Origin of the sequence: Asticcacaulis tiandongensis, assembly GCF_006475605.1 — a bacterium.
GTDB classification, from domain to species: domain Bacteria; phylum Pseudomonadota; class Alphaproteobacteria; order Caulobacterales; family Caulobacteraceae; genus Asticcacaulis; species Asticcacaulis tiandongensis.
The window spans coordinates 840,300-858,674 of the sequence record NZ_SSBC01000010.1 but is presented as its reverse complement, the minus strand read 5'-3'; the positions used below and the strand labels follow the sequence as shown (position 1 = coordinate 858,674).

Genomic DNA, 18,375 nt, shown 5'->3' with positions numbered 1-18,375 from the left:
TAGTCCCGCATTGAAACTCTGTCATCCTAAAGATGATGCGGTGCAATAAAAATAAATGAAATGCATATTTGGAGAGTAGAGGATGGAAAGCACACGCTTCACCATCCTCATAGAATTCTAGTTTTTCAGATCGAGATAGTTGATCGGGCCGTCCGGCGTTGAGGTGTTGCCGGTATCGCTGGTGTCGGGCACATAGCTGACCACCATGCCGCGTTGCAGATCGGCATAGGGGGTAAGCGGCGCGGTGCCGCCATTGACGCGGGCGCGATAGACCTGCGTATTTTCCATGACGCGCATCATATAGTTGCGCGTCTCGGTGAAGGGGGCGCATTCGATGAACCACAGAGGATCGGCTTGAGCACCGCGCGGATCGCCGCAGTCATTGATCCACTGGGCGGGACGTCCGGGGCCTGCATTATAGCCTGCGGCAGCCATGATGTAGGAGCCGCCGAAACGGTCAACCAGTTCCCCTAAGTGATAGGCCCCGAGCGACATATTATATTCCGGCTCATAGAGCATGGCGTCGGAATAGCTTAAGGACATGCGCCGCGCTACGGCACGGGCGGTCGGCGGGATAAGCTGCATCATGCCGCGCGCATTGGCGTGTGAGCGCACATTGGGGTCGAAGCCCGACTCCTGACGGGTGATCCCGAGGACAAAGGCGGCTTCGGGGGATTTTACAGCAGGAATGGCGCGGATCGGGTAGGCGCGTTCAGGTAGATAAAAGCCGCGCTGCATCGAGACACGGGCGACACGCATAGAGACGTCCGGTGAGGTATTGGCCTTGGTCAGATCATAAAGAAGCGCCATTTCTTCGGTATTGGGCAGCATGTCATCAAGCGCCAGAACCATGCTGTTGAACAGGTCGCGCTCACCCGATTGCGCCAGCAGACGCGCGGCCTTGACGAGGTCACGGTTCTCAAAACGGGCACGGTCTTCGGGTGTGGGGACGGGGTCCTTACCGATATCAAGGGTTTTGATGCCTGCTTTTTCCGCAGCCAGCTGACCGTAGAAGGCATAGATGAATTGGCCACCTGCGGCATAGGCCTGATGGGCGAGGACAGGATCGCCCGCCTGACCGCGGGCCTCATAGGCGCGGCCAAGCCAGTAATATGCCCGTCCCTGTGTGATCGGGGTGGTGCCGGCCTCACGGATTTTCTCGAAATGACCGACCGCCAGATCGGGGCGGTTGAGGCGTGTCAGGGCGATCCAGCCAGCGAAGAATTCGGCCTCGGCTTTTTTCTCACCATTGGGGAAACCGCCGCCTTTCATGGAATCGTAGGCGGCCTGATAGTTGCGGTTTTTCACGGCGCTGCGGAAATAGCTCAGGCGCTCGGTCCACAGGTTGTTAATGGCTGCAGTCGAGGCCGGGGCTTCGGGCAGGTCGGCCATCAGGCCATAACCGAGCGTTTCCATCTTGGCGCGGCGTAAGAAACGCGCACGTTCATAGGCGAGCACCGGATGGCGGGGATTGGCGGCTGAGGCCGCTTCATAAAGGGTTGTGCCACGGCTTGAGCCGGAACGCAGGGCCATTGCGGCTTCGGCCACCTGACGGGAGCGGTCATCGACATAGGCCAGCATGCCTTGCGTGGCCGGGCCTTGCGCGCCCAGAAGCAGGGTGTTGAGGCGGGCCTTATGGTCATCGGCGCTCAGGTGGCGACTGAACTGGGTATAGAAGCGATCCTGATCGGCGCGTTCAAAGGCCTGATCGCGCCACCAGGATTTGGCCAGCGCCTGCGCCTCTGCGGTCTTGCCTTCACGCTCATAGGCGCCGATCAGGGCAATGGCGCCGTCAACGCTCTGGGGCGGAGCACCGGTAAACCAGTCGATGATCTGGGCGCTGGTCAAACCGGAGACAATAATTTGTTTTTCGGCGGCAATCTGGCGTTTTGATTCGCGTGGCCAGCCCCACAGGTCGCGGCGGGCGGCATCAAGGGCGGCAAAACCGTAGATATTGGCCCCGTCACCGTCGATAATGGCCCACTGGATGATCTTGCGGGCGACCGGATCGGGCAGGGAGGCGCGATAGGATTCGGCCAGTGTGAAGTTCTTTGATTTTACCGCCGCCAGAGCCGTGGAAAAACTGGCATTTTCGGCCTGTGCGGCCTGAATGGCCTGATAGGGTTGCGGGCCAGAGGGCAGAACTGGGGGGGGGGCTTCCTGCGCGGAAACAGGCGTCATGGCCATACCCGCCAGAGCGGTTACCAGCAGGGCCTGACGGTAGTTTTTAGGCGCAGAGAGTCTGAAAATCATGGTTTTAATATCCGTATTAATGCCTGATCAAATTATGGGTTTTAGCTGTCTATAAAGGCCAAGAATGGGCAGGTTTGGCAAAAAGCGCAATGAGATGTGTCGTCTTGTACCTATTTCCTGTACAAAGTCGTTGCAGCGCGTTCAGGGAAGTCTTAAGGCAAGGGACATATGCTTTGCTGCTTAACGGAATAGGTCTTATGTCCAGCGCTCACACTCCACTGTTTCATGGCGTCATTACCGCTATTGTAACGCCCTTTAAGGACGGACAGGTGGACTATGCGGCGTTTAAAGCGCTGGTGGAACGCCAGGTTCAGGCCGGTGTGCACGGGATTGTGCCGGTCGGGACGACCGGTGAGACCTCGACACTCAGCATGGAAGAGCACAAGGAAATCGTGCGCCTGTGTGTTGAGACCGTGGCCGGTCGCGCAAAGGTCATCGCCGGTGCCGGTTCTAACAATACGGCTGAGGCGCTTGAACTTAGTCATTATGCCAAGACGGTCGGAGCCGACGCGGTTCTGGTGGTTGCGCCCTATTACAACAAGCCGTCGCAGGAAGGGCTTTATCAGCACTTCAAGGCGATCAATGATGCCGTGCAGGTTCCCATTCTTTTGTACAATGTACCGGGGCGTACGGTCGTCGATATTTCCAACGACACCGTAAGCCGTCTGGCGAAGTTGCCTAATATTGTCGGCATCAAGGACGCAACCGGCGATATGGTGCGCATGAGCCAACTGCGCCTGACGGTCGAGGAAGGTTTCTCGTTCATATCGGGCGATGATCCGACGCTCTTGGGCTATGTGGCGCATGGTGGGCATGGGGTCATTTCGGTGACATCGAACGTCGCCCCTGAAGCTATGGTGGCATTGTATAATGCCTGCGTGGCCAATGATTTTGCCGAGGCGCGGCGCATTCAGGATCAGCTGATTACCCTGCATAAGGTGTTGTTCAATGACGCGTCGCCGTCACCGACCAAATATGCCCTGAGCCGTTTGGGTCTGACAACCGATGAGGTGCGTTTGCCGATTACGCCGTGTGCCGAAGCCGTGCGGCCTCAGGTTGATGCGGCGCTGAAACTGGCAGGGCTGTAACATTGGCTGAAAAAGACCAGAGCAATTACAAGATCATCGCCGAAAACCGTCGCGCGCGATTTGACTACTTCCTTGAGAACTTTACCGAGGCAGGGATCGTGCTTACGGGCACCGAGGTCAAGTCGCTGCGTCAGGGGCGGGCGAATATCGCCGAGTCCTATGTGTCAGTTGAGGCGGGTAATGAACTGTGCCTGATCAATGCCGATGTGCCGCATTACGGTTTTGCCAACCGCTTCAATCATGAGCCGCGCCGTATCCGTAAGCTGTTGCTGCACCGGCGTGAGATTCACCGTTTTATCATTGCGGTGCAGCGCGAAGGCATGACCATCGTGCCGACCAAGCTCTATTTCAACGATAAGGGCATGGTGAAGGTCGAAATCGCGCTAGCCAAGGGCAAGAAGCTGCACGACAAGCGTGAAACCGAAGCCAAACGCGACTGGGGCCGCGAAAAGGCGCGCATCCTCAAGGATCATGGCTGAGCAGGGTCGCGGACCCTGCACCCGTTAGACCAGAGGTTAAACGCAGGTCATCTGTATATGTTCGGGTGTGTGTATGACGTTGGGTTTTCCCCCTCCGTCGCGGACTTCGCGCGCCCAACGCTGGCGAAAGCTGTAATTTCGCTGGCGCTATATCACTGTAAACGGGGAGGGGGGTAACGAATGGAAGATGTCACATACCTCGGGGCAAACGGGTGCAGGGCCTGAGGCCCTGCTAGTCTTCGAACTCGTCAACAAATTTCGGGGTTGAGCCTTGTGCGCCGCCACCGGCCTGGCGCGGGCGACCGATGACACCGGCCAGATCGGCCAGATCGATGAAGGTATCGGCCTGACGGCGCAGTTCATCTGAGGTCATGGGGGGCTGGGATTTAACGGTAGAGATAACCGTGACGCGGCAGCCTTTGCGCTGGACGGCTTCGATCAGGCGGCGGAAGTCGCCGTCACCGGAAAACAGCACCAGATGGTCGGCGCTTTCGGCGATTTCCAGCATGTCGCAGGCGATTTCAATATCCATATCGCCGCGCCAGCGTTTACGACCTTGCGCGTCTGTATATTCCTTGGCGGTTTTGGTAATCAGGGTGAAGCCGTTATAGTCAAGCCAGTCCACCAGCGGACGGATGGGGGAGTAGTCGTCACCTTCGACCAATGCTGTGTAATAATAGGCGCGGATAAGAATGCCCCGCTTGCGGAACTCATCGAGGAGCTTGCGATAGTCGATGTCAAAATTAAGCGCCTTGGCGGCCGAATAAAGATTGGCGCCATCTATAAATAGGGCAATTTTGTCCGTAGGATAGAAACTCATCTTAAATTACTTTCTTAAAAATAAAACCGGATAAAATGTCCCTAACCCATTACCATATAACACCGGATTCTGAACAGGGTATTTTCATCGCCTATGGTGCAAATTTGCCCTGGGGGGGGCATTCTGCAATGCAGGCATTGGTTAATGTCGTCAAGCAATTACAAAGCGAAAATATTAGCGTAAAAGCAGTATCAAGTCTGTGGCAATCCGAGGCCTGGCCTGATCCAGCAGACCCACCCTATATGAATGCAGTGCTCAAGGTGGAAACCTCTGATTCACCGGAACAGCTTCTGGAATATTTGCATAAAATCGAGGCAGAGGCAGGGCGTGTACGCTACACATCTGATCACAAAAACGTCAACGCACCTCGTACCCTCGATCTCGATATGATCGCCTATCATGATCAGGTGATCTCAGGCGACGGGTTGATCGTGCCGCATCCGCGCGCCCATGAACGCGGCTTTGTCATGGGGCCGCTGGCGGAGATTGCGCCTGACTGGGTGCATCCGGTGCTGAAACGCACCGCATCCGACCTTTATGCTGAGGTAACGGTCGGACGTGATGCGCATATTGCCGAGACGACGGACGAGATCAGAGTTTCATATTCCTGATGCGCAGGGCGTTGGCGATAACTGAAACTGAGCTTAAGGACATGGCAACCGACGCAAGGATGGGCGACAGCAACAGACCGAAGGCCGGATAAAGGATTCCTGCGGCAACAGGTACACCCAGCGCATTATAACCAAAGGCAAACCACAGGTTCTGACGGATATTGGTCATGACGCCGTGACTCAGTTTACGGGCGCGGACAAGGCCGTTCAGGTCTCCTTTGAGCAGGGTTATGCTTGCGCTTTCCATAGCGATGTCGGTGCCATTGCCCATGGCGATGCCAACCGTCGCCGCGGCAAGGGCAGGGGCGTCATTGACCCCGTCACCGGCCATGGCGACCTTGCGGCCCTGAGCGATAAGCGATTGCACGACCTCGGCCTTACGGGCGGGCAGGACATCGGCTTCGACGGCGTCAATCCCCAGTTCACGGGCTACAGCACGCGCAGTCAGTTCATTGTCACCGGTCAGCATGACGATATGCAAACCTTCGGCCTTCAGCGCTTTCAGGGCTTCGGCCGTGGTCGCCTTTATGGGATCAGCGACGACGGCAATGCCTGCGGGCCGGTTGTCGGCCAGTACATAGATGACGGTCTGACCGGCTTCGCGATAGGGGCGTGACAGGTCTTTGAGGGCCTTATCATCGTGACCGAAATCGCTGAGCAGGGCGGCATTACCCAGCGCCAGTGATACGCCCTCGACGATGCCAGTGACGCCCTTGCCGGTAGGGGAGTCGAAGTCCTGAGCTTCGTGCAGCGGCAGGTTTCTGGCCTTTGCCTCCTCGACAATGGCGTTGGCAATCGGGTGTTCGCTTAACCGCTCAAGCGAGGCGATCAGCGACAGCAGATGGTCTTCGTCACGGTCGCCAATGGTTTTGACGGCGATCAGTTTGGGCTTGCCTTCGGTCAGGGTGCCGGTCTTGTCGATCAGCAGGGTATCTACGCTTTGAAAGGCCTCAAGCGCTGCAGCGTCACGGATCAGGATGCCGGCGCGGGCCGCGCGGCCTGTACCTGCCATGATCGACATAGGCGTCGCCAGACCCAGCGCACAGGGGCAGGCAATAATCAGAACGGCAATGGCATTAAGCAGCGCAAAGCTTAGTTTCGGTTCCGGCCCGACCCACCCCCAGATAGCAAAGGTCGCTATGGCAATAGCGATGACGGCGGGGACAAACCACGCAGACACCTTATCGGCCACGCGCTGAATGGGGGCGCGGGAGCGTTGGGCCGAAGCGACCTGAGCGACGATTTGCGACAGGAGGGTATCGCCGCCGACGCGAGTGGCGGTCAGGGTGAAGCTGCCCATCTGGTTGACCGTGCCGCCGGTGACGTGTTCACCTTCGGACTTTGATACCGGCATGGATTCGCCGGTAATCATCGACTCATCGACATGCGTCCGTCCGCTGAGGATTTCGCCGTCGGTCGGGATTTTTTCGCCCGGCCGGACGCGTAAAATATCTCCGGCATGGACATGACCGAGGGGTATGGTTTCCTCAAGGCCGTCCTTCAGGCGTGTCGCGGTTTCCGGTGCCAGACGCAAAAGGGCGCGGATAGCGTTGCCGGTCTGGGCGCGGGCCTTAAGCTCCAGCACCTGACCGAGCAGGACAAGGGTGGTGATGACGGCGGCGGCTTCAAAATAGACATGGGTAGTCTGCCCTGTGCCGGAAAAAAGATCGGGGAACAGGGTGAGCATGACGCTATAGGCCCAGGCCACCCCTGTGCCGATAGCAATCAGGGTAAACATATTCAGATTGCCGGTGCGGATAGACTGCCAGCCCCGCTGAAAGAAAGGCGCACCGCCCCACAAAACCACTGGCGTGGCCAAAATCAGTTGCCCCCAGTTCGACAGGCTGTGGCTTATATGGTGTTCCCAGCCAAAGACGTGTGACCCCATGACCCATATGAGCACCGGCAGGCTTAGGGCGGCGGATACCCAAAATCTCAGGGTCATGTCCTTGAGTTCAGGATTTTCCTGCTCTTCGAGGGTCACGACATCCGGCTCCAGCGCCATGCCGCATTTCGGGCAGGTGCCGGGGCCAAGCTGACGCACTTCGGGGTCCATGGGGCAGGTATAGATCAGTTCATGGGCATTGGCCGGTGGGGGCGCGGCGGGTGTGGCGTGATGGCCTCCGCAGCAGGACTTGACCAACTCAGGCTCAGGTGTGTGACAGCTATGGGACTTGGGGTCATGTGACATCAGGACGGGCCTATTCGTATTTTCTGAGGAGCGACAGGATTTCTTCGATCTTCTGATCGCGCTGGGCATCGTCATGGCCTGACTGTTTCAGGCAGGCGTGCATGTGGGTTTCAAGCACCGAAAGCTCGATGGTTTTCAACGCGCTGCGCACGGCCTTAAGCTGCGTCAGAATATCGACACAGTAGCGGTCTTCCTCGATCATACGTTTGATGCCGTCGATTTGCCCTGAGGCGCGGTTCAGACGCGAAAGCTGGGATTTATGAGACGGATGTGCGGCCAAGATAACGGCTCCTGATTATACCCTTGGGGGGTATATGGGCCGTTAAGGCGCAAAAGGCAACCGGTCGTTTTGACGCAGCAGGTCAGCTGTCGTCGGAATGTACCGGCAACCAGCCGTAATCAGTTAGGGATTCCAAAGGTTTATAGCGCGCCTTGTAATCCATCTTGGGGCTGTTCTTGACCCAGTAACCCAGATAAACATAGGCATAGCCAGAGCGCTGGGCCTGAGCGATATGATCAAGGATGATGAAGCGTCCCAGTGAGCGGCTCATGTGTTGCGGGTCATAGAAGCTATAGACCATCGACAGGCCGTCATTAAGCGCATCAACCAGAACCGCACCGACCAGACGCCCCTCAAGCCGGTATTCGATGATGTGGGTACGCACCAGTGTGTCTTCGATCATGGCCACCAGATCGGGCCAGGTCATGTCCATCATGCCGCCGTCAGGGTGGCGCGAGGCCAGATAGGCCTGAAGCAGTTCATAATGTTCGCGGGTGGCTTCGGCCTCAACGAAGTGGCGGGTCAGATCGCTGTTGCGTTTGACGATGCGCCGGTCAGTGCGGGTGAGGCTGTAGTCCTTGACGGGGATGCGCACCGACTGACAGGCGCGGCAGGCCGGACAGGCGGGACGATAGGCAATGTTTTGTGAGCGGCGGAAACCTATGGCCGACAGCTGGTCGTTGACATTGATAGCCTCAAGCGGCGGCAGGTGGACAAACACCTTCCGTTCTTCCTGACCTTCCAGATAAGGACATGGCCCCGGAATGGTCAGATAATATCTGAGCTTTCGTCCGGGAAAATGCTCACTCATGATAAATCAAATACCTCATGGCCCGCGAGACGAGTCTGCGCTCTGACGACATCAGGCCATGAGAGCCTAAATTCGGGCTTCTGAGAAGTGTCTTTGAACAGTCTTTTTTATAAATAGTCCGTTACAGGCGCGGATTATCCGGCAAAACGGGCGCTTCACGCAACAGGACGATAGTAATGCGGCGGTTGCCGGCCAGAGTCGGGTCGTCGGGATAGAGCGGTTCCTTGGCGGCCTTACCGGATACCTGATAGATGCGATCCTGATCGACACCTGAGGCTTGCAGGATCGAGCGGGCGGCATTGGCGCGGTCAGCAGACAGTTTCCAGTCCGAATCGGCTGAGGCGGCGTTTCGGCTGGCGCTGGTGTGGCCACTGATGGTGACGCGGTTAGGGAGTTGGTTGATGACCTGAGAGACTGCCCGCAGCAGGGTCTGGGCATGGGTATTGGGCTGGGCGGCGTTGGCACGGAACATCGGTCGGCCTTCCTGATCGATGATCTGGATACGCAGGCCCTCGGGGGTCTGATCAACAAGAATGTTTTTGGACAGCTCCGTCAGTTCGGGCATGTCCTGAAGCGCCTGACGTAAGGATTCGGCGGCTGACCGGAATGAGGCTTCCTCCCGCTTTTGCAGTTCTTCGCGCAACAGGTCTTCGGGGGTTTGCGACAGGTTGGCGTTATGAGCTGCGGTGCCATCGCGGTCCTGCGCATTTGGGGCTTCGGGGGCCATTTGCTCGATAAAGGCCATGGAACCTTCGGATTTCACGCCATCCTGTCCGATGGCCGTGCCACCCAGAATCCCGCCTGAACCGCTGGTCGACTGAGAGACGCTGGCGGGTGCAAAATAGTCGGCAATACCGCGCTTCTGTTCGGGGGATGTCATATTGATCAGCCACATCAACAGAAAGAAGGCCATCATTGCGGTCACGAAGTCGGCATAGGCGACTTTCCATGCGCCGCCGTGGTGCCCACCACCGACGACCTTTTTAACTTTTTTGATGACAATCGGATTGTCGCGCGCGGCCATGAGCAGTTCTGTTTAAGGTTTATATGGCTAAACTTATGCAATATTAATCTTAACAGGGGGTTGACCGGCAGGCCTTCGGCAAGCTGTGATGGTTTTGCGGCCATCTCTCTGTAGCCAATAGGGAAAACGCCGCCTATATTGGTATGAACGCGCCTGAGGCTGTGACCTTGTGCGTATGGAAAACGGCAAAGAGGCACGTATTGAGCAGCGCAGACCATCCGGTGACGGAACGCCCCTTAACGGATCATCTGGCCTATCGTCATGTGCTCGGCACCTTTGCCACGGGCGTGGCGGTGGTGACGGTGCTGACACCGGACCCTGAAGGCAATGACCGGGTCATGGGTATGACGATCAATTCTTTTGCGTCAGTGTCGCTTGAGCCAAAACTGGTGCTGTGGTCGCTGGGGCTTACGTCCGAGCGCTATAAAATCTTTGCCGAGGCTAAAAGCTTCGGTATCAATATACTTACGGCGGATCAGCAACCTCTCGCAGACCGTTTTTTCCGGGAATATCCGTTTGTGCGAGATAATGAGACCCTTACGCATCCTGCCGAACCTTTGCATCTGCATGAGTCTCTGGCCTGGGTGAAATGCCGCCAGTATGAGACGCGCGTGCTGGGGGATCATCTGGTGATTGTCGGTGAGGTTGAACATTTTGCCCAGTCCGAGCAACATTTTGGCGGGCATGGCCTGACCTATTTCCGTGGACGTTACGGCCAGACCCATCCGGTTAAATCCTAAAAGAAAAAGGCATTCCATGCGTATTCTGTTTGCGGGCTTAGGCGTCATGGGGGCGCCCATGGCTTCTCATCTGCTGAAAGCCGGTTTTGAGGTCGTGGGCTATAACCGCTCACCCGCCAAGGCCGAGTCGTGGGCGCAGGCTTCGGGGGCTGCCTGTAGTGCGGATTTCGAAGCGTTGGTTGAAACGGCGGATGTCCTTATTTTGTGTGTCGGGCGTGACGAGGATGTGCGCGATCTGGTGACACGCGCCTTACCGCGACTGAAGGTGGGGGCGCTGATTATTGATCACACCACAACCTCGGCCAGACTGGCGCAGGAACTGGCGGTTCTCAGCCGCGAAAAGGGGCTGCATTTTGCTGATGCGCCGGTGTCCGGCGGTCAGGCCGGTGCCGAAAGCGGCCAGTTGAGTATTATGGTCGGCTCAGAAGCGGCGCAGTTTGAGCGCATCGTCGAACTGACAAAACCCTACACCAAATCGATTATCCGTATTGGTGAGGCGGGGGCTGGACAGATGGCCAAGATGGCCAATCAGATTGCCATTGCCGGTGCCGTTCAGGGTGTCGCCGAGGCGCTGCATTTCACCAAAAGTGCGGGACTTGCGCCTGATCTGGTGTTTCAGGCGATTTCAGCCGGTGCGGCGGGGTCATGGCAGATGTCGAACCGCTGGGCGAGTATGGCCGAAGACAAATATGACTTCGGCTTTGCCGTTGACTGGATGCGCAAGGATCTGGGGATTGCGCTCGATGAGGCGCGCTTAAACGGGGCGCATCTGGCGGTCGCCGCTCTGGTCGATCAGTTTTATTCCGAGGTGCAGGCCATGGGCGGGGCACGCTGGGATACATCCGCCCTGCATGCCCGCCTTGAGGCCAGAAGGTCTAAGTAAGAGGGGTGCTCTAAGCCTGAGGGTTGAGCAGGTTTTGCGCCTTGGCGCGGTCTTCTACGGTGAGTTTGGGTTCCATCGCTTTTAAGGCCGCGTCGGCGTTTTCGTGTCCGCTTTGTTTGGCAAGGTTGAACCACACATAGGCCATGGCGTTGTCAACATTGCCGCCTTCGCCGTTCATCAGCATAACCCCAAGGTTAAACATGGCGTCAGGTTGCCCGCGTAAGGCGGCCTGTTCAAACCATTTGCGGGCGGCGAAGGGATCCTTGTCTAGACCTTCACCGGAATAAAATGAAGCGCCAATGGCGTTCAGGGCATCGGGCTGACCCTTGATGGCGGCTTCCTTGTAATAGACCAGGGCCGTTTCCGGATTATGTGGCAAGCCGCCTTCACCGAGATCATAGCGATGCGCCATCTTGTACAGGGCCTCGGCGTGGCCGTTTTTGGCTGCCTCCTGATACCATCCACTGGCCAGTTCTTGATCAGAGGTGACACCATCGCCGGCCTCATACAGTCGGCCCAGATTGTATTGTGCCGGGCCGTAACCCAGTTTTGCCGCCTGCTCATAGGATTTAAAAGCGCGCTTAATATCTTTAGGGCCGCCGTAGCCGGATTCATACATGCTGGCGACTGTATTCCCTGCGGGGACAAAGCCTATATATTCGGCTTTTTGATACCACTTGCGTGCCTCTGCGGAGTCTTTGGGAACGTCATGCCCGGTCATATAGATGCGCGCAAGCGTCGTTATAGCGTCTGCCCGAACGTCCATATAGTCTGGATTTTCAGGGTCAAAACCATGACGGTCCTTTTGCGGATTAAACGGAATATTGGCGACGGCCTTAAACCATTTGATGGCTTCGGGCGTGTTTTTTTCAGTGCCCATGCCCATCAGGTGCATCTTACCCAACATGAAGGCAGCGTTCTGATAGCCGATCTTATCCCACGCGGCTTTAAATAGTTTCAGCGCCGCAGGGTAATCTTCGGCATCAAAGGCAGTAAAAGCGTCGCGCAAAGTGGTGTCGTTGCGCTGAATAAAGTTGCGTCCGGCGGCAAACGCTCTATCGGCAGGGCCGCAGGAAGATATCGTGGCGGTATCGTCCGAAGACATTACGCTATTTTCGACATCTGTCGTTGATTGGTAATTTGGATTGCGAGATACATCGCCGTAGGGACTGGATTCCCTGAAGCGGCCCGTACCGTCGTTGTACTCCGACTCCAGATGTCCGAAACTTTGAAGGTAGTTGAGCATCACGTCATCCTGATTTGGATTGTAATCATCCATGAAGGCACAGGATCGCGAAATGTTTGGCGATATCATCAGCTCTTTGGGGTCGGTAGAGGGCAGGGCCTTCTTTCCGACAATCGTGACCTCAGCCGTCGTATCCGACGGCGCGCCGGTCGCAGTCGAGTTTTGGGACAGAGCAGGCAGGGGTAAACACAGGGCAGCGAGCACAGTCGCGCCAGTGAGGTGTCTGAAAATATGCATGGTCCCCTGCCTTGGCTTATACTTTGTTGTTTATCAGCAGACTTAAAGGCAGGGTTGTGCTGACGTCAAGCGGAATTGGCTTTATGTGCACATAGATGATTATTTCATCTTTTCAGCCGCGTAACGCGCAAAATAGGTCAGAATGCCTGAGGCTCCGGCACGCTTGAACGCCAGAAGCGTCTCAAACATCGCCTTGTCATGGTCGGCATAGCTTTTTTCCACGGCGGCCTTGATCATCGCATACTCGCCGGACACCTGATAGACAAAGGTGGGCACGCGGAAAGTCTCGGACACGCGCTGAACAATATCGAGATAGGGCAGGCCAGGCTTGACCATAACCATATCGGCGCCTTCTTCAATATCCATCGCCACTTCGCGCAGGGCTTCGTCGCTGTTGGCTGAGTCCATCTGATAGGTTTTCTTGTCACCTTTCAGAGCATTGGTGCCGACCGCATCACGGAAGGGGCCATAAAAGGCCGAAGCGTATTTGGCGGCATAGGACATGATCAGCTTGTCGCCTAGACCGCGCGCCTCGAAGGCTTTGCGGATTTCACCGATGCGCCCGTCCATCATGTCCGACGGGGCGACGATATCGGCACCGGCCTCGGCCTGAACAATGGCTTGCTGGATCAGGATTTCAATGGTTTTTTCGTTGTGTATCCGTTCCCCCTCAAGGATGCCATCGTGGCCATGTGAGGTGAAGGGATCAAGCGCGACGTCGACGATCAGGCCAATATCCGGCACGGCAGCCTTAATGGCGCGGCAGGTTTGCGCGATCAGACCGTCAGGGTCGTAAGCGGCCTTTGCATCGTCACTGCGCAGGCGGGCATCAATATTGGGGAACAGGGCAATGGCCGGAATACCGAGATCACGGGCATCGCGGGCGTCCTTGACGGCCTCAGCGATGCTCAGGCGGTCAACACCGGCCAATGAGGCAATCGGGTCACGGGCCTTATCCTTATCGTGGACAAAGATCGGCCAGATGAGGTCGGCGGGCGACAGGCGTGTTTCGGCCACCAGATCGCGCACCCACGGACTTTGACGCAAACGACGCGGGCGGGCCAGAGGATAGGCACCGGTGATCGGGGAAAACGTCATGAACTCAACCTCGTAAAACTTAAGGTCGATCTAGGCTTTGACGAAGCGTTTGCCAATGGGTTTGTGATCATTAAGGCGTAAAAAGCCACGAATGGACGCGAATACCATCCACAGTGTTGCCAGTACGGTGAGGCCTGCCGAGATGCAGAAACCGGCAACAATCGCCAGCATGCCCGGAACAGACAGGCGGCTCATATCAAGACGGGTGAGGTCAAATTGCAGGGTCTGCCAGTTGGCGATGCCAGTCTGGCTTAAGATCAGATTAGCAAAGCTGAAGATGGTGAAACCGGTACAGAGCACGGCGATGAAGGTGGCCAGTGCCCAGATGACAAAAGCGACCCAGAAGCTTTTGATTTGATACCGAAAATGGGTCTGTACAAAGGTCGAGCAATTATTCTTTTTGATATAGGCCAGTCCGACGGCAATCAGGGCGGTCAGGCCCAGTGATAGCGGGCTTAAACACATAAGCACATAGATGATAAACGCGAGATTGCGTTCATCTGTTTCCAGCGCACTCAAGGCGTCGACACGTTGTGAAAACGGATTGTCCATAGTGGCTTTAGGTGAGGAAACGCTCATTGTACGGTGTCCTTTTGGGGGCTACGCGTAGATTTAACAATCGCGCATAATCGCAAAAAAAACGCCGCATGGCAAATGCGGCGTTAATTATGGGTAGGGTGGAACGGATTTAATGGTATGATTTAACCGTTTCTACCTCTTCGCGCACCCCAAGAACCACGCCGGTGCGCTGATGCAGGCTATGGGGTACGATATCAAGAATCCGGTCGCGGCCATCGGTGGCCATGCCGCCTGCCTGTTCAATCAGGAAAGAAAAGGGCGCTACCTCATAGAGCAGGCGCAGCTTGCCATTTTCAGAGCCTTTGCGTGTATCGGTCGGGTAAACAAAAACACCGCCACGCGTCAGGATACGGTGCAGGTCGCCAACCATCGAGGCCAGCCAGCGCATATTGAAATCCTTAGCGCGGGGGCCGGTCTTTCCGGCGAGACATTCCTCGACATAGCGACGTACAGGCGGATGCCAGTGGCGCTGATAAGCCATGTTTATGGCAAATTCAGCGGTTGATTCGGGCAGGCGTACCGACGGGTTGATCAGCACCCACGCACCGGTATCGCGGTTAAGCGTAAAGGCGTGCACACCCTGACCCAATGTAAACAGCAATGTCGTCTGCGGGCCATAGATGGCATAACCGGCGGCCACCTGTTCCTGACCGGCTTTCAGGAAGTCGGCTTCGGTCACTTCGCCTGAGGGGGATGGCAGAACGGAAAAAATAGTGCCGACCAGACCGTTGACGTCGATATTGCTTGAGCCGTCAATCGGATCAAAGGTCAGGAGATAATCGCCTTTTGACGGCAACGGGTAGATAGTGTCCATCTCTTCGGAAGCCAGCGCGCTGACGAGGCCATCCCAGCGGGCGGGCTCAAGCATCAAGTCATTGGCAATGACATCCAGTTGCTTCTGGACTTCGCCCTGCACGTTTTCCTGTGCCAGTTCGCCCTGAAGATTATTGAGGGCACTGTTATTGACCGTCTGGCCAATGTCGCGGCAGGCCTCGGCAATGTTGATGATCAGCTGGCGAAGGCTTGCGGGAGCCTCAAGGGTATCAAGGAAGGCGGGCAGATATGTGGGCATTTTTATTATCGCTGATGAGGAAAGATTTGGCTGAGGCTTACACCAAAGGCCAAAGGATTGCACCCGTATTGCACCTATGTCAGAGCGGAATGTCTCTCAAGGCGCGGATTTGCTGGCCACTGGCGTCAAAATTGGCCGGATCAAGCCAGGTTTCGAGGCGGGCGCGTACCTGTGGCCATTCTTCGGCAATGACGGAATACCAGGCGGTATCACGGCGACCTTCGCGGGCCACCTGTGCGTTGCGGAAAACGCCTTCGAAGGTAAAGCCCAGACGCTGTGCGGCGTGGCTTGAGGGCCAGTTCAGCTGGTTGCACTTCCATTCATAGCGGCGGAAACCGTGATCGAAGGCGTGTTTCATCATCAGGTACATGGCTTCGGTGGCGGCGGTTGAGCGCTGAAGCAAGGGTGAGAAGGTCACGCCGCCGATTTCGACACTGCCGTTATGCAGGTCATAGCGCATGAAGCTGGCGTGGCCCACGGGGGTGTTATCTTTCAGTATAGTGAAGGTCTGCAGGCCCTTATTGTCCTGCCAGTCCATGATGCCGTTATGAACGTCTGAGGGGCTTTGATAGGGGCCATAGGGCAGATAGCTCCACATGCGCCCGTCATCGCGTGCGTAGGCCTTATACAGGTCGTCAGCATGGTCAATGGCATAAGGAATGACGCGGCAGGTGCGGCCTGAAAGGTCCGTGTCCGGCAGGCGCGCACAGCCTTTCCAGTCCGGCACTGCCTTGCCGATCGGGTCGCCAAATTGGTTTTCACGCACGCCGAGAGACGGGCTTAGGGTGTCATAGTTTAAGGGCATGAAGCGTTTCCGGTTATTATGGAGCGGCTTTTACCGTCCGGGCGACAGGCTTGCAATCTGTTGCGGAGCAAATTCAGAATGATTTGCATGAGCTAAATTAAGGGTTTGCCTGCGTCATTATGCGCACGGTTCAGCGACAGAAAAAACAGGCGAAAGGCGTTTGTTTATGGCATAAGCCCTGTTCAAGGTAGGGATAAAAGCCTATATCCTGACCTTAAAGATCACGGGCTATAAGCCCGATAACGATGTACCGAGGGCCTGTGGACGTGAAAACGCCCGCGGGTATAGATCGCAAATGGATTACTCTGCCGCCTTTCAGGCCGCTGTTGATACGGTTCGTTCCGAAGGCCGTTACCGCGTTTTTGCCAACCTCAAGCGCAAAAACGGTGATTTCCCGCGCGCCACATGGGCAAAGGAAGACGGCACGGAGCAGGACGTGGTTGTCTGGTGTTCCAATGACTATCTGGGGCAGGGGCAAAACCCTGTCGTCCTTGAGGCCATGCACACAGCCATTGATGAAACCGGTTCGGGTTCCGGCGGAACGCGTAATATTTCAGGCACCACCTGGTATCACAATGAACTTGAGGCCGAACTGGCCGACCTGCATGGCAAGGAGGCCGCGTTGGTCTTCACCTCGGGCTATGTGGCCAATGATGCGACCCTTTCGACGCTCTATAAGGTTCTGCCGGGGCTGATCATCTTTTCGGATGCCTTCAACCACAATTCGATGATTACCGGCATCCGTAACGGCGGCGGACAAAAGCACGTCTATCGTCATAACGATCTGGAACATCTTGAGGAACTGCTTAAGGCGGCTCCGGTCAATGCGCCCAAGCTGATTGCCTTTGAGTCGGTCTATTCGATGGATGGCGACATTTCGGACATTGCCGGTACGATTGCGCTGGCGAAGAAATATAGCGCCCTGACCTATATCGACGAAGTGCATGCGGTGGGCCTTTATGGTGAACGCGGGGCCGGTGTGGCCGAGCGCGACGGCGTCATGGATCAGATCGACATTATCGAAGGCACATTGGGTAAGGCGTTTGGCATGATGGGCGGCTATGTTGCCGGTTCAGCGGCCTTTGTTGACGCCATGCGTCTGTGGGCACCGGGTTTCATCTTTACGACCTCTCTGCCGCCTACGGTCATGGCCGGTGCCACGGCGTCGGTGCGTTACCTGAAAGAACATAATGAGCGCCGCGTTGCCCATCAGGAACGCGCCCAGACATTGATGCGTCGCTTCCGTGAATGCGGCATTCCGGTTCTGCCGTCGGTGTCGCACATCGTGCCGGTGCTGGTCGGTGACGCCAAGCACTGCAAGATGATCTCGGACATGCTACTCAATGATTTTGGTATCTATGTTCAGCCGATCAACTATCCGACCGTGCCTAAGGGCACCGAGCGTTTGCGCTTTACGCCGTCGCCTGATCATGACGATGCGATGATGGATGCGCTGGTTGAGGCTATGGACAAGCTGTGGGCCCATTGTAATGTGGCGCGTATGCCTGCGGTGGCCTAGAGACTATTTCAAAAGATCGTTTTCTGGCCTGCAAAGACGCATCTTCTGCGCTTCCGATGCTCACGTACTCAAGTACGCTGCGCTTCGGTTCTCGAAGAAACGCCTTTTAGTCACAGACTCCAAACTTTTGAAACACTCTCTTAAACAACCGATAGATTTTTTGTTTCTGACTCCGGTAAATGACATGACCTGTCGTTTGCCGGAGTTTTGCTATGCGGGCCTTGATGCTTATGGGCGTGTTATCGTCATTAATGTGCGCCTGTTCGCCGCGCGATGATACGGAAACGGTGGTCAGCAGCGTGGCGGTGCCTGACGCGTCTCAGGTGGCCGAGGCCGTATGGCGGACTGAATCCGTCCCTGCGGAATGGCGTGGTCTGTGGGCTGCCGGTAAATCAGACTGTGAAACAGGTGAAAGCCGTCTGGTGATTGAGGGTGACAGGCTCATCTTCTGGGAAAGTTCGGGGCGGGTCATCCGTGCGACCGGACAGGGGGATCAGATCACCATAGAGGCGGAGATGACGGGGGAGGGAGAGGTCTGGAAAGACAGTTTCCGGTTTGTAAAATCCGCTGACGGGCAATATATTGACATGCTGCTGGACGATGGGGCCGCTTTCAGGCGTCATCGCTGTTAATTGAACG

18 protein-coding genes are annotated in these 18,375 nt (G+C 56.4%); 7 read left to right on the top strand and 11 right to left on the bottom strand.

The genetic code is table 11. The annotated features are described in order from the left end of the window. Positions 1-117: 117 nt before the first annotated feature. Positions 118-2,253, bottom strand: a complete 2,136-nt coding sequence (locus tag E5201_RS08100; RefSeq protein ID WP_140985539.1) for a lytic transglycosylase domain-containing protein — start codon at positions 2,251-2,253, stop codon at positions 118-120. Between the two features lie 197 nt (positions 2,254-2,450). On the opposite strand from E5201_RS08100, the gene dapA reads away from it, so the two are divergent. Both dapA and smpB read left to right on the top strand, forming a co-directional pair. After that, the gene (gene dapA, locus E5201_RS08095; RefSeq protein WP_140985538.1) at positions 2,451-3,341 is read left to right on the top strand and encodes a 4-hydroxy-tetrahydrodipicolinate synthase; all 891 of its coding nucleotides are present in this window, start codon (positions 2,451-2,453) and stop codon (positions 3,339-3,341) included. 2 nt (positions 3,342-3,343) lie between these two features. Further along, positions 3,344-3,820, top strand: coding sequence for an SsrA-binding protein SmpB (gene smpB, locus E5201_RS08090; RefSeq protein WP_140985537.1), 477 nt, complete (start codon positions 3,344-3,346; stop codon positions 3,818-3,820). Between the two features lie 232 nt (positions 3,821-4,052). Here the strand turns inward: smpB and E5201_RS08085 are convergent, their stop codons facing one another. Next, on the bottom strand, positions 4,053-4,640 hold the full coding sequence (locus E5201_RS08085; protein ID WP_140985536.1) for a LabA-like NYN domain-containing protein: 588 nt from the start codon (positions 4,638-4,640) through the stop codon (positions 4,053-4,055). A 35-nt stretch (positions 4,641-4,675) separates the two neighbouring features. Between E5201_RS08085 and folK the strand changes: the two genes are divergently transcribed. Then, the gene (gene folK / locus E5201_RS08080) at positions 4,676-5,251 is read left to right on the top strand and encodes a 2-amino-4-hydroxy-6-hydroxymethyldihydropteridine diphosphokinase (RefSeq protein ID WP_140985535.1); all 576 of its coding nucleotides are present in this window, start codon (positions 4,676-4,678) and stop codon (positions 5,249-5,251) included. Here the strand turns inward: folK and E5201_RS08075 are convergent. The 4 genes from E5201_RS08075 to E5201_RS08060 all read right to left on the bottom strand — a co-directional run bounded on the left by E5201_RS08075 (position 5,232) and on the right by E5201_RS08060 (position 9,557). Beyond that, positions 5,232-7,442: a copper-transporting P-type ATPase gene (locus E5201_RS08075; protein WP_181404568.1), complete on the bottom strand. Its 2,211-nt coding sequence runs from the start codon at positions 7,440-7,442 to the stop codon at positions 5,232-5,234. The genes folK and E5201_RS08075 overlap by 20 nt on opposite strands. Before the next feature lie 10 nt (positions 7,443-7,452). Beyond that, entirely contained in the window at positions 7,453-7,722 is a 270-nt protein-coding gene (locus E5201_RS08070) for a metal-sensitive transcriptional regulator (protein WP_140985534.1), read from the bottom strand. Between the two features lie 82 nt (positions 7,723-7,804). Beyond that, positions 7,805-8,533, bottom strand: coding sequence for an arginyltransferase (locus E5201_RS08065; RefSeq protein WP_140985533.1), 729 nt, complete (start codon positions 8,531-8,533; stop codon positions 7,805-7,807). 121 nt (positions 8,534-8,654) lie between these two features. Beyond that, complete coding sequence (locus E5201_RS08060; protein WP_140985532.1) at positions 8,655-9,557, bottom strand: flagellar motor protein MotB; 903 nt, start codon at positions 9,555-9,557, stop codon at positions 8,655-8,657. Between the two features lie 200 nt (positions 9,558-9,757). Between E5201_RS08060 and E5201_RS08055 the strand changes: the two genes are divergently transcribed. Continuing rightward, positions 9,758-10,297, top strand: coding sequence for a flavin reductase family protein (locus E5201_RS08055; protein WP_246050496.1), 540 nt, complete (start codon positions 9,758-9,760; stop codon positions 10,295-10,297). Next, the gene (locus E5201_RS08050; RefSeq protein ID WP_342774732.1) at positions 10,281-11,180 is read left to right on the top strand and encodes an NAD(P)-dependent oxidoreductase; all 900 of its coding nucleotides are present in this window, start codon (positions 10,281-10,283) and stop codon (positions 11,178-11,180) included. Before E5201_RS08055 ends, E5201_RS08050 begins: the two co-directional genes overlap by 17 nt. A 10-nt stretch (positions 11,181-11,190) precedes the next feature. Here the strand turns inward: E5201_RS08050 and E5201_RS08045 are convergent, their stop codons facing one another. From E5201_RS08045 to E5201_RS08025, 5 genes are all read right to left on the bottom strand, one after another. Next, positions 11,191-12,663: an SEL1-like repeat protein gene (locus E5201_RS08045; RefSeq protein WP_140985529.1), complete on the bottom strand. Its 1,473-nt coding sequence runs from the start codon at positions 12,661-12,663 to the stop codon at positions 11,191-11,193. 99 nt (positions 12,664-12,762) lie between these two features. Further along, positions 12,763-13,761, bottom strand: coding sequence for a porphobilinogen synthase (gene hemB, locus E5201_RS08040; protein ID WP_140985528.1), 999 nt, complete (start codon positions 13,759-13,761; stop codon positions 12,763-12,765). A 30-nt stretch (positions 13,762-13,791) separates the two neighbouring features. Next, the gene (locus E5201_RS08035) at positions 13,792-14,340 is read right to left on the bottom strand and encodes a hypothetical protein (protein ID WP_140985527.1); all 549 of its coding nucleotides are present in this window, start codon (positions 14,338-14,340) and stop codon (positions 13,792-13,794) included. A 109-nt stretch (positions 14,341-14,449) separates the two neighbouring features. Continuing rightward, complete coding sequence (locus tag E5201_RS08030; protein ID WP_140985526.1) at positions 14,450-15,412, bottom strand: class 1 fructose-bisphosphatase; 963 nt, start codon at positions 15,410-15,412, stop codon at positions 14,450-14,452. Between the two features lie 79 nt (positions 15,413-15,491). Beyond that, entirely contained in the window at positions 15,492-16,217 is a 726-nt protein-coding gene (locus tag E5201_RS08025) for a GNAT family N-acetyltransferase (RefSeq protein ID WP_140985525.1), read from the bottom strand. A gap of 295 nt (positions 16,218-16,512) precedes the next feature. Here E5201_RS08025 and hemA point away from each other — a divergent pair, with 295 nt between their 5' ends. Both hemA and E5201_RS08015 read left to right on the top strand, forming a co-directional pair. After that, complete coding sequence (hemA, locus tag E5201_RS08020; RefSeq protein WP_140985524.1) at positions 16,513-17,736, top strand: 5-aminolevulinate synthase; 1,224 nt, start codon at positions 16,513-16,515, stop codon at positions 17,734-17,736. Positions 17,737-17,948: 212 nt separating this feature from the next. Then, entirely contained in the window at positions 17,949-18,368 is a 420-nt protein-coding gene (locus E5201_RS08015; RefSeq protein ID WP_140985523.1) for a hypothetical protein, read from the top strand. The last annotated feature ends 7 nt before the right edge of the window (positions 18,369-18,375 follow it).

What these genes read in the sequence shown, in the direction of transcription:
- E5201_RS08015 (WP_140985523.1), top strand. Translation starts at nt 17,949, where the DNA reads ATGCGGGCCTTGATGCTTATGGGCGTGTTATCGTCATTAATGTGCGCC.
- hemA (WP_140985524.1), top strand. Translation starts at nt 16,513, where the DNA reads ATGGATTACTCTGCCGCCTTTCAGGCCGCTGTTGATACGGTTCGTTCC.
- folK (WP_140985535.1), top strand. Translation starts at nt 4,676, where the DNA reads ATGTCCCTAACCCATTACCATATAACACCGGATTCTGAACAGGGTATT.
- E5201_RS08030 (WP_140985526.1), bottom strand. Translation starts at nt 15,412, where the DNA reads ATGCCCACATATCTGCCCGCCTTCCTTGATACCCTTGAGGCTCCCGCA.
- E5201_RS08025 (WP_140985525.1), bottom strand. Translation starts at nt 16,217, where the DNA reads ATGCCCTTAAACTATGACACCCTAAGCCCGTCTCTCGGCGTGCGTGAA.
- E5201_RS08060 (WP_140985532.1), bottom strand. Translation starts at nt 9,557, where the DNA reads ATGGCCGCGCGCGACAATCCGATTGTCATCAAAAAAGTTAAAAAGGTC.
- E5201_RS08045 (WP_140985529.1), bottom strand. Translation starts at nt 12,663, where the DNA reads ATGCATATTTTCAGACACCTCACTGGCGCGACTGTGCTCGCTGCCCTG.
- E5201_RS08035 (WP_140985527.1), bottom strand. Translation starts at nt 14,340, where the DNA reads ATGAGCGTTTCCTCACCTAAAGCCACTATGGACAATCCGTTTTCACAA.
- E5201_RS08100 (WP_140985539.1), bottom strand. Translation starts at nt 2,253, where the DNA reads ATGATTTTCAGACTCTCTGCGCCTAAAAACTACCGTCAGGCCCTGCTG.
- E5201_RS08065 (WP_140985533.1), bottom strand. Translation starts at nt 8,533, where the DNA reads ATGAGTGAGCATTTTCCCGGACGAAAGCTCAGATATTATCTGACCATT.
- hemB (WP_140985528.1), bottom strand. Translation starts at nt 13,761, where the DNA reads ATGACGTTTTCCCCGATCACCGGTGCCTATCCTCTGGCCCGCCCGCGT.
- dapA (WP_140985538.1), top strand. Translation starts at nt 2,451, where the DNA reads ATGTCCAGCGCTCACACTCCACTGTTTCATGGCGTCATTACCGCTATT.
- E5201_RS08075 (WP_181404568.1), bottom strand. Translation starts at nt 7,442, where the DNA reads ATGTCACATGACCCCAAGTCCCATAGCTGTCACACACCTGAGCCTGAG.
- E5201_RS08085 (WP_140985536.1), bottom strand. Translation starts at nt 4,640, where the DNA reads ATGAGTTTCTATCCTACGGACAAAATTGCCCTATTTATAGATGGCGCC.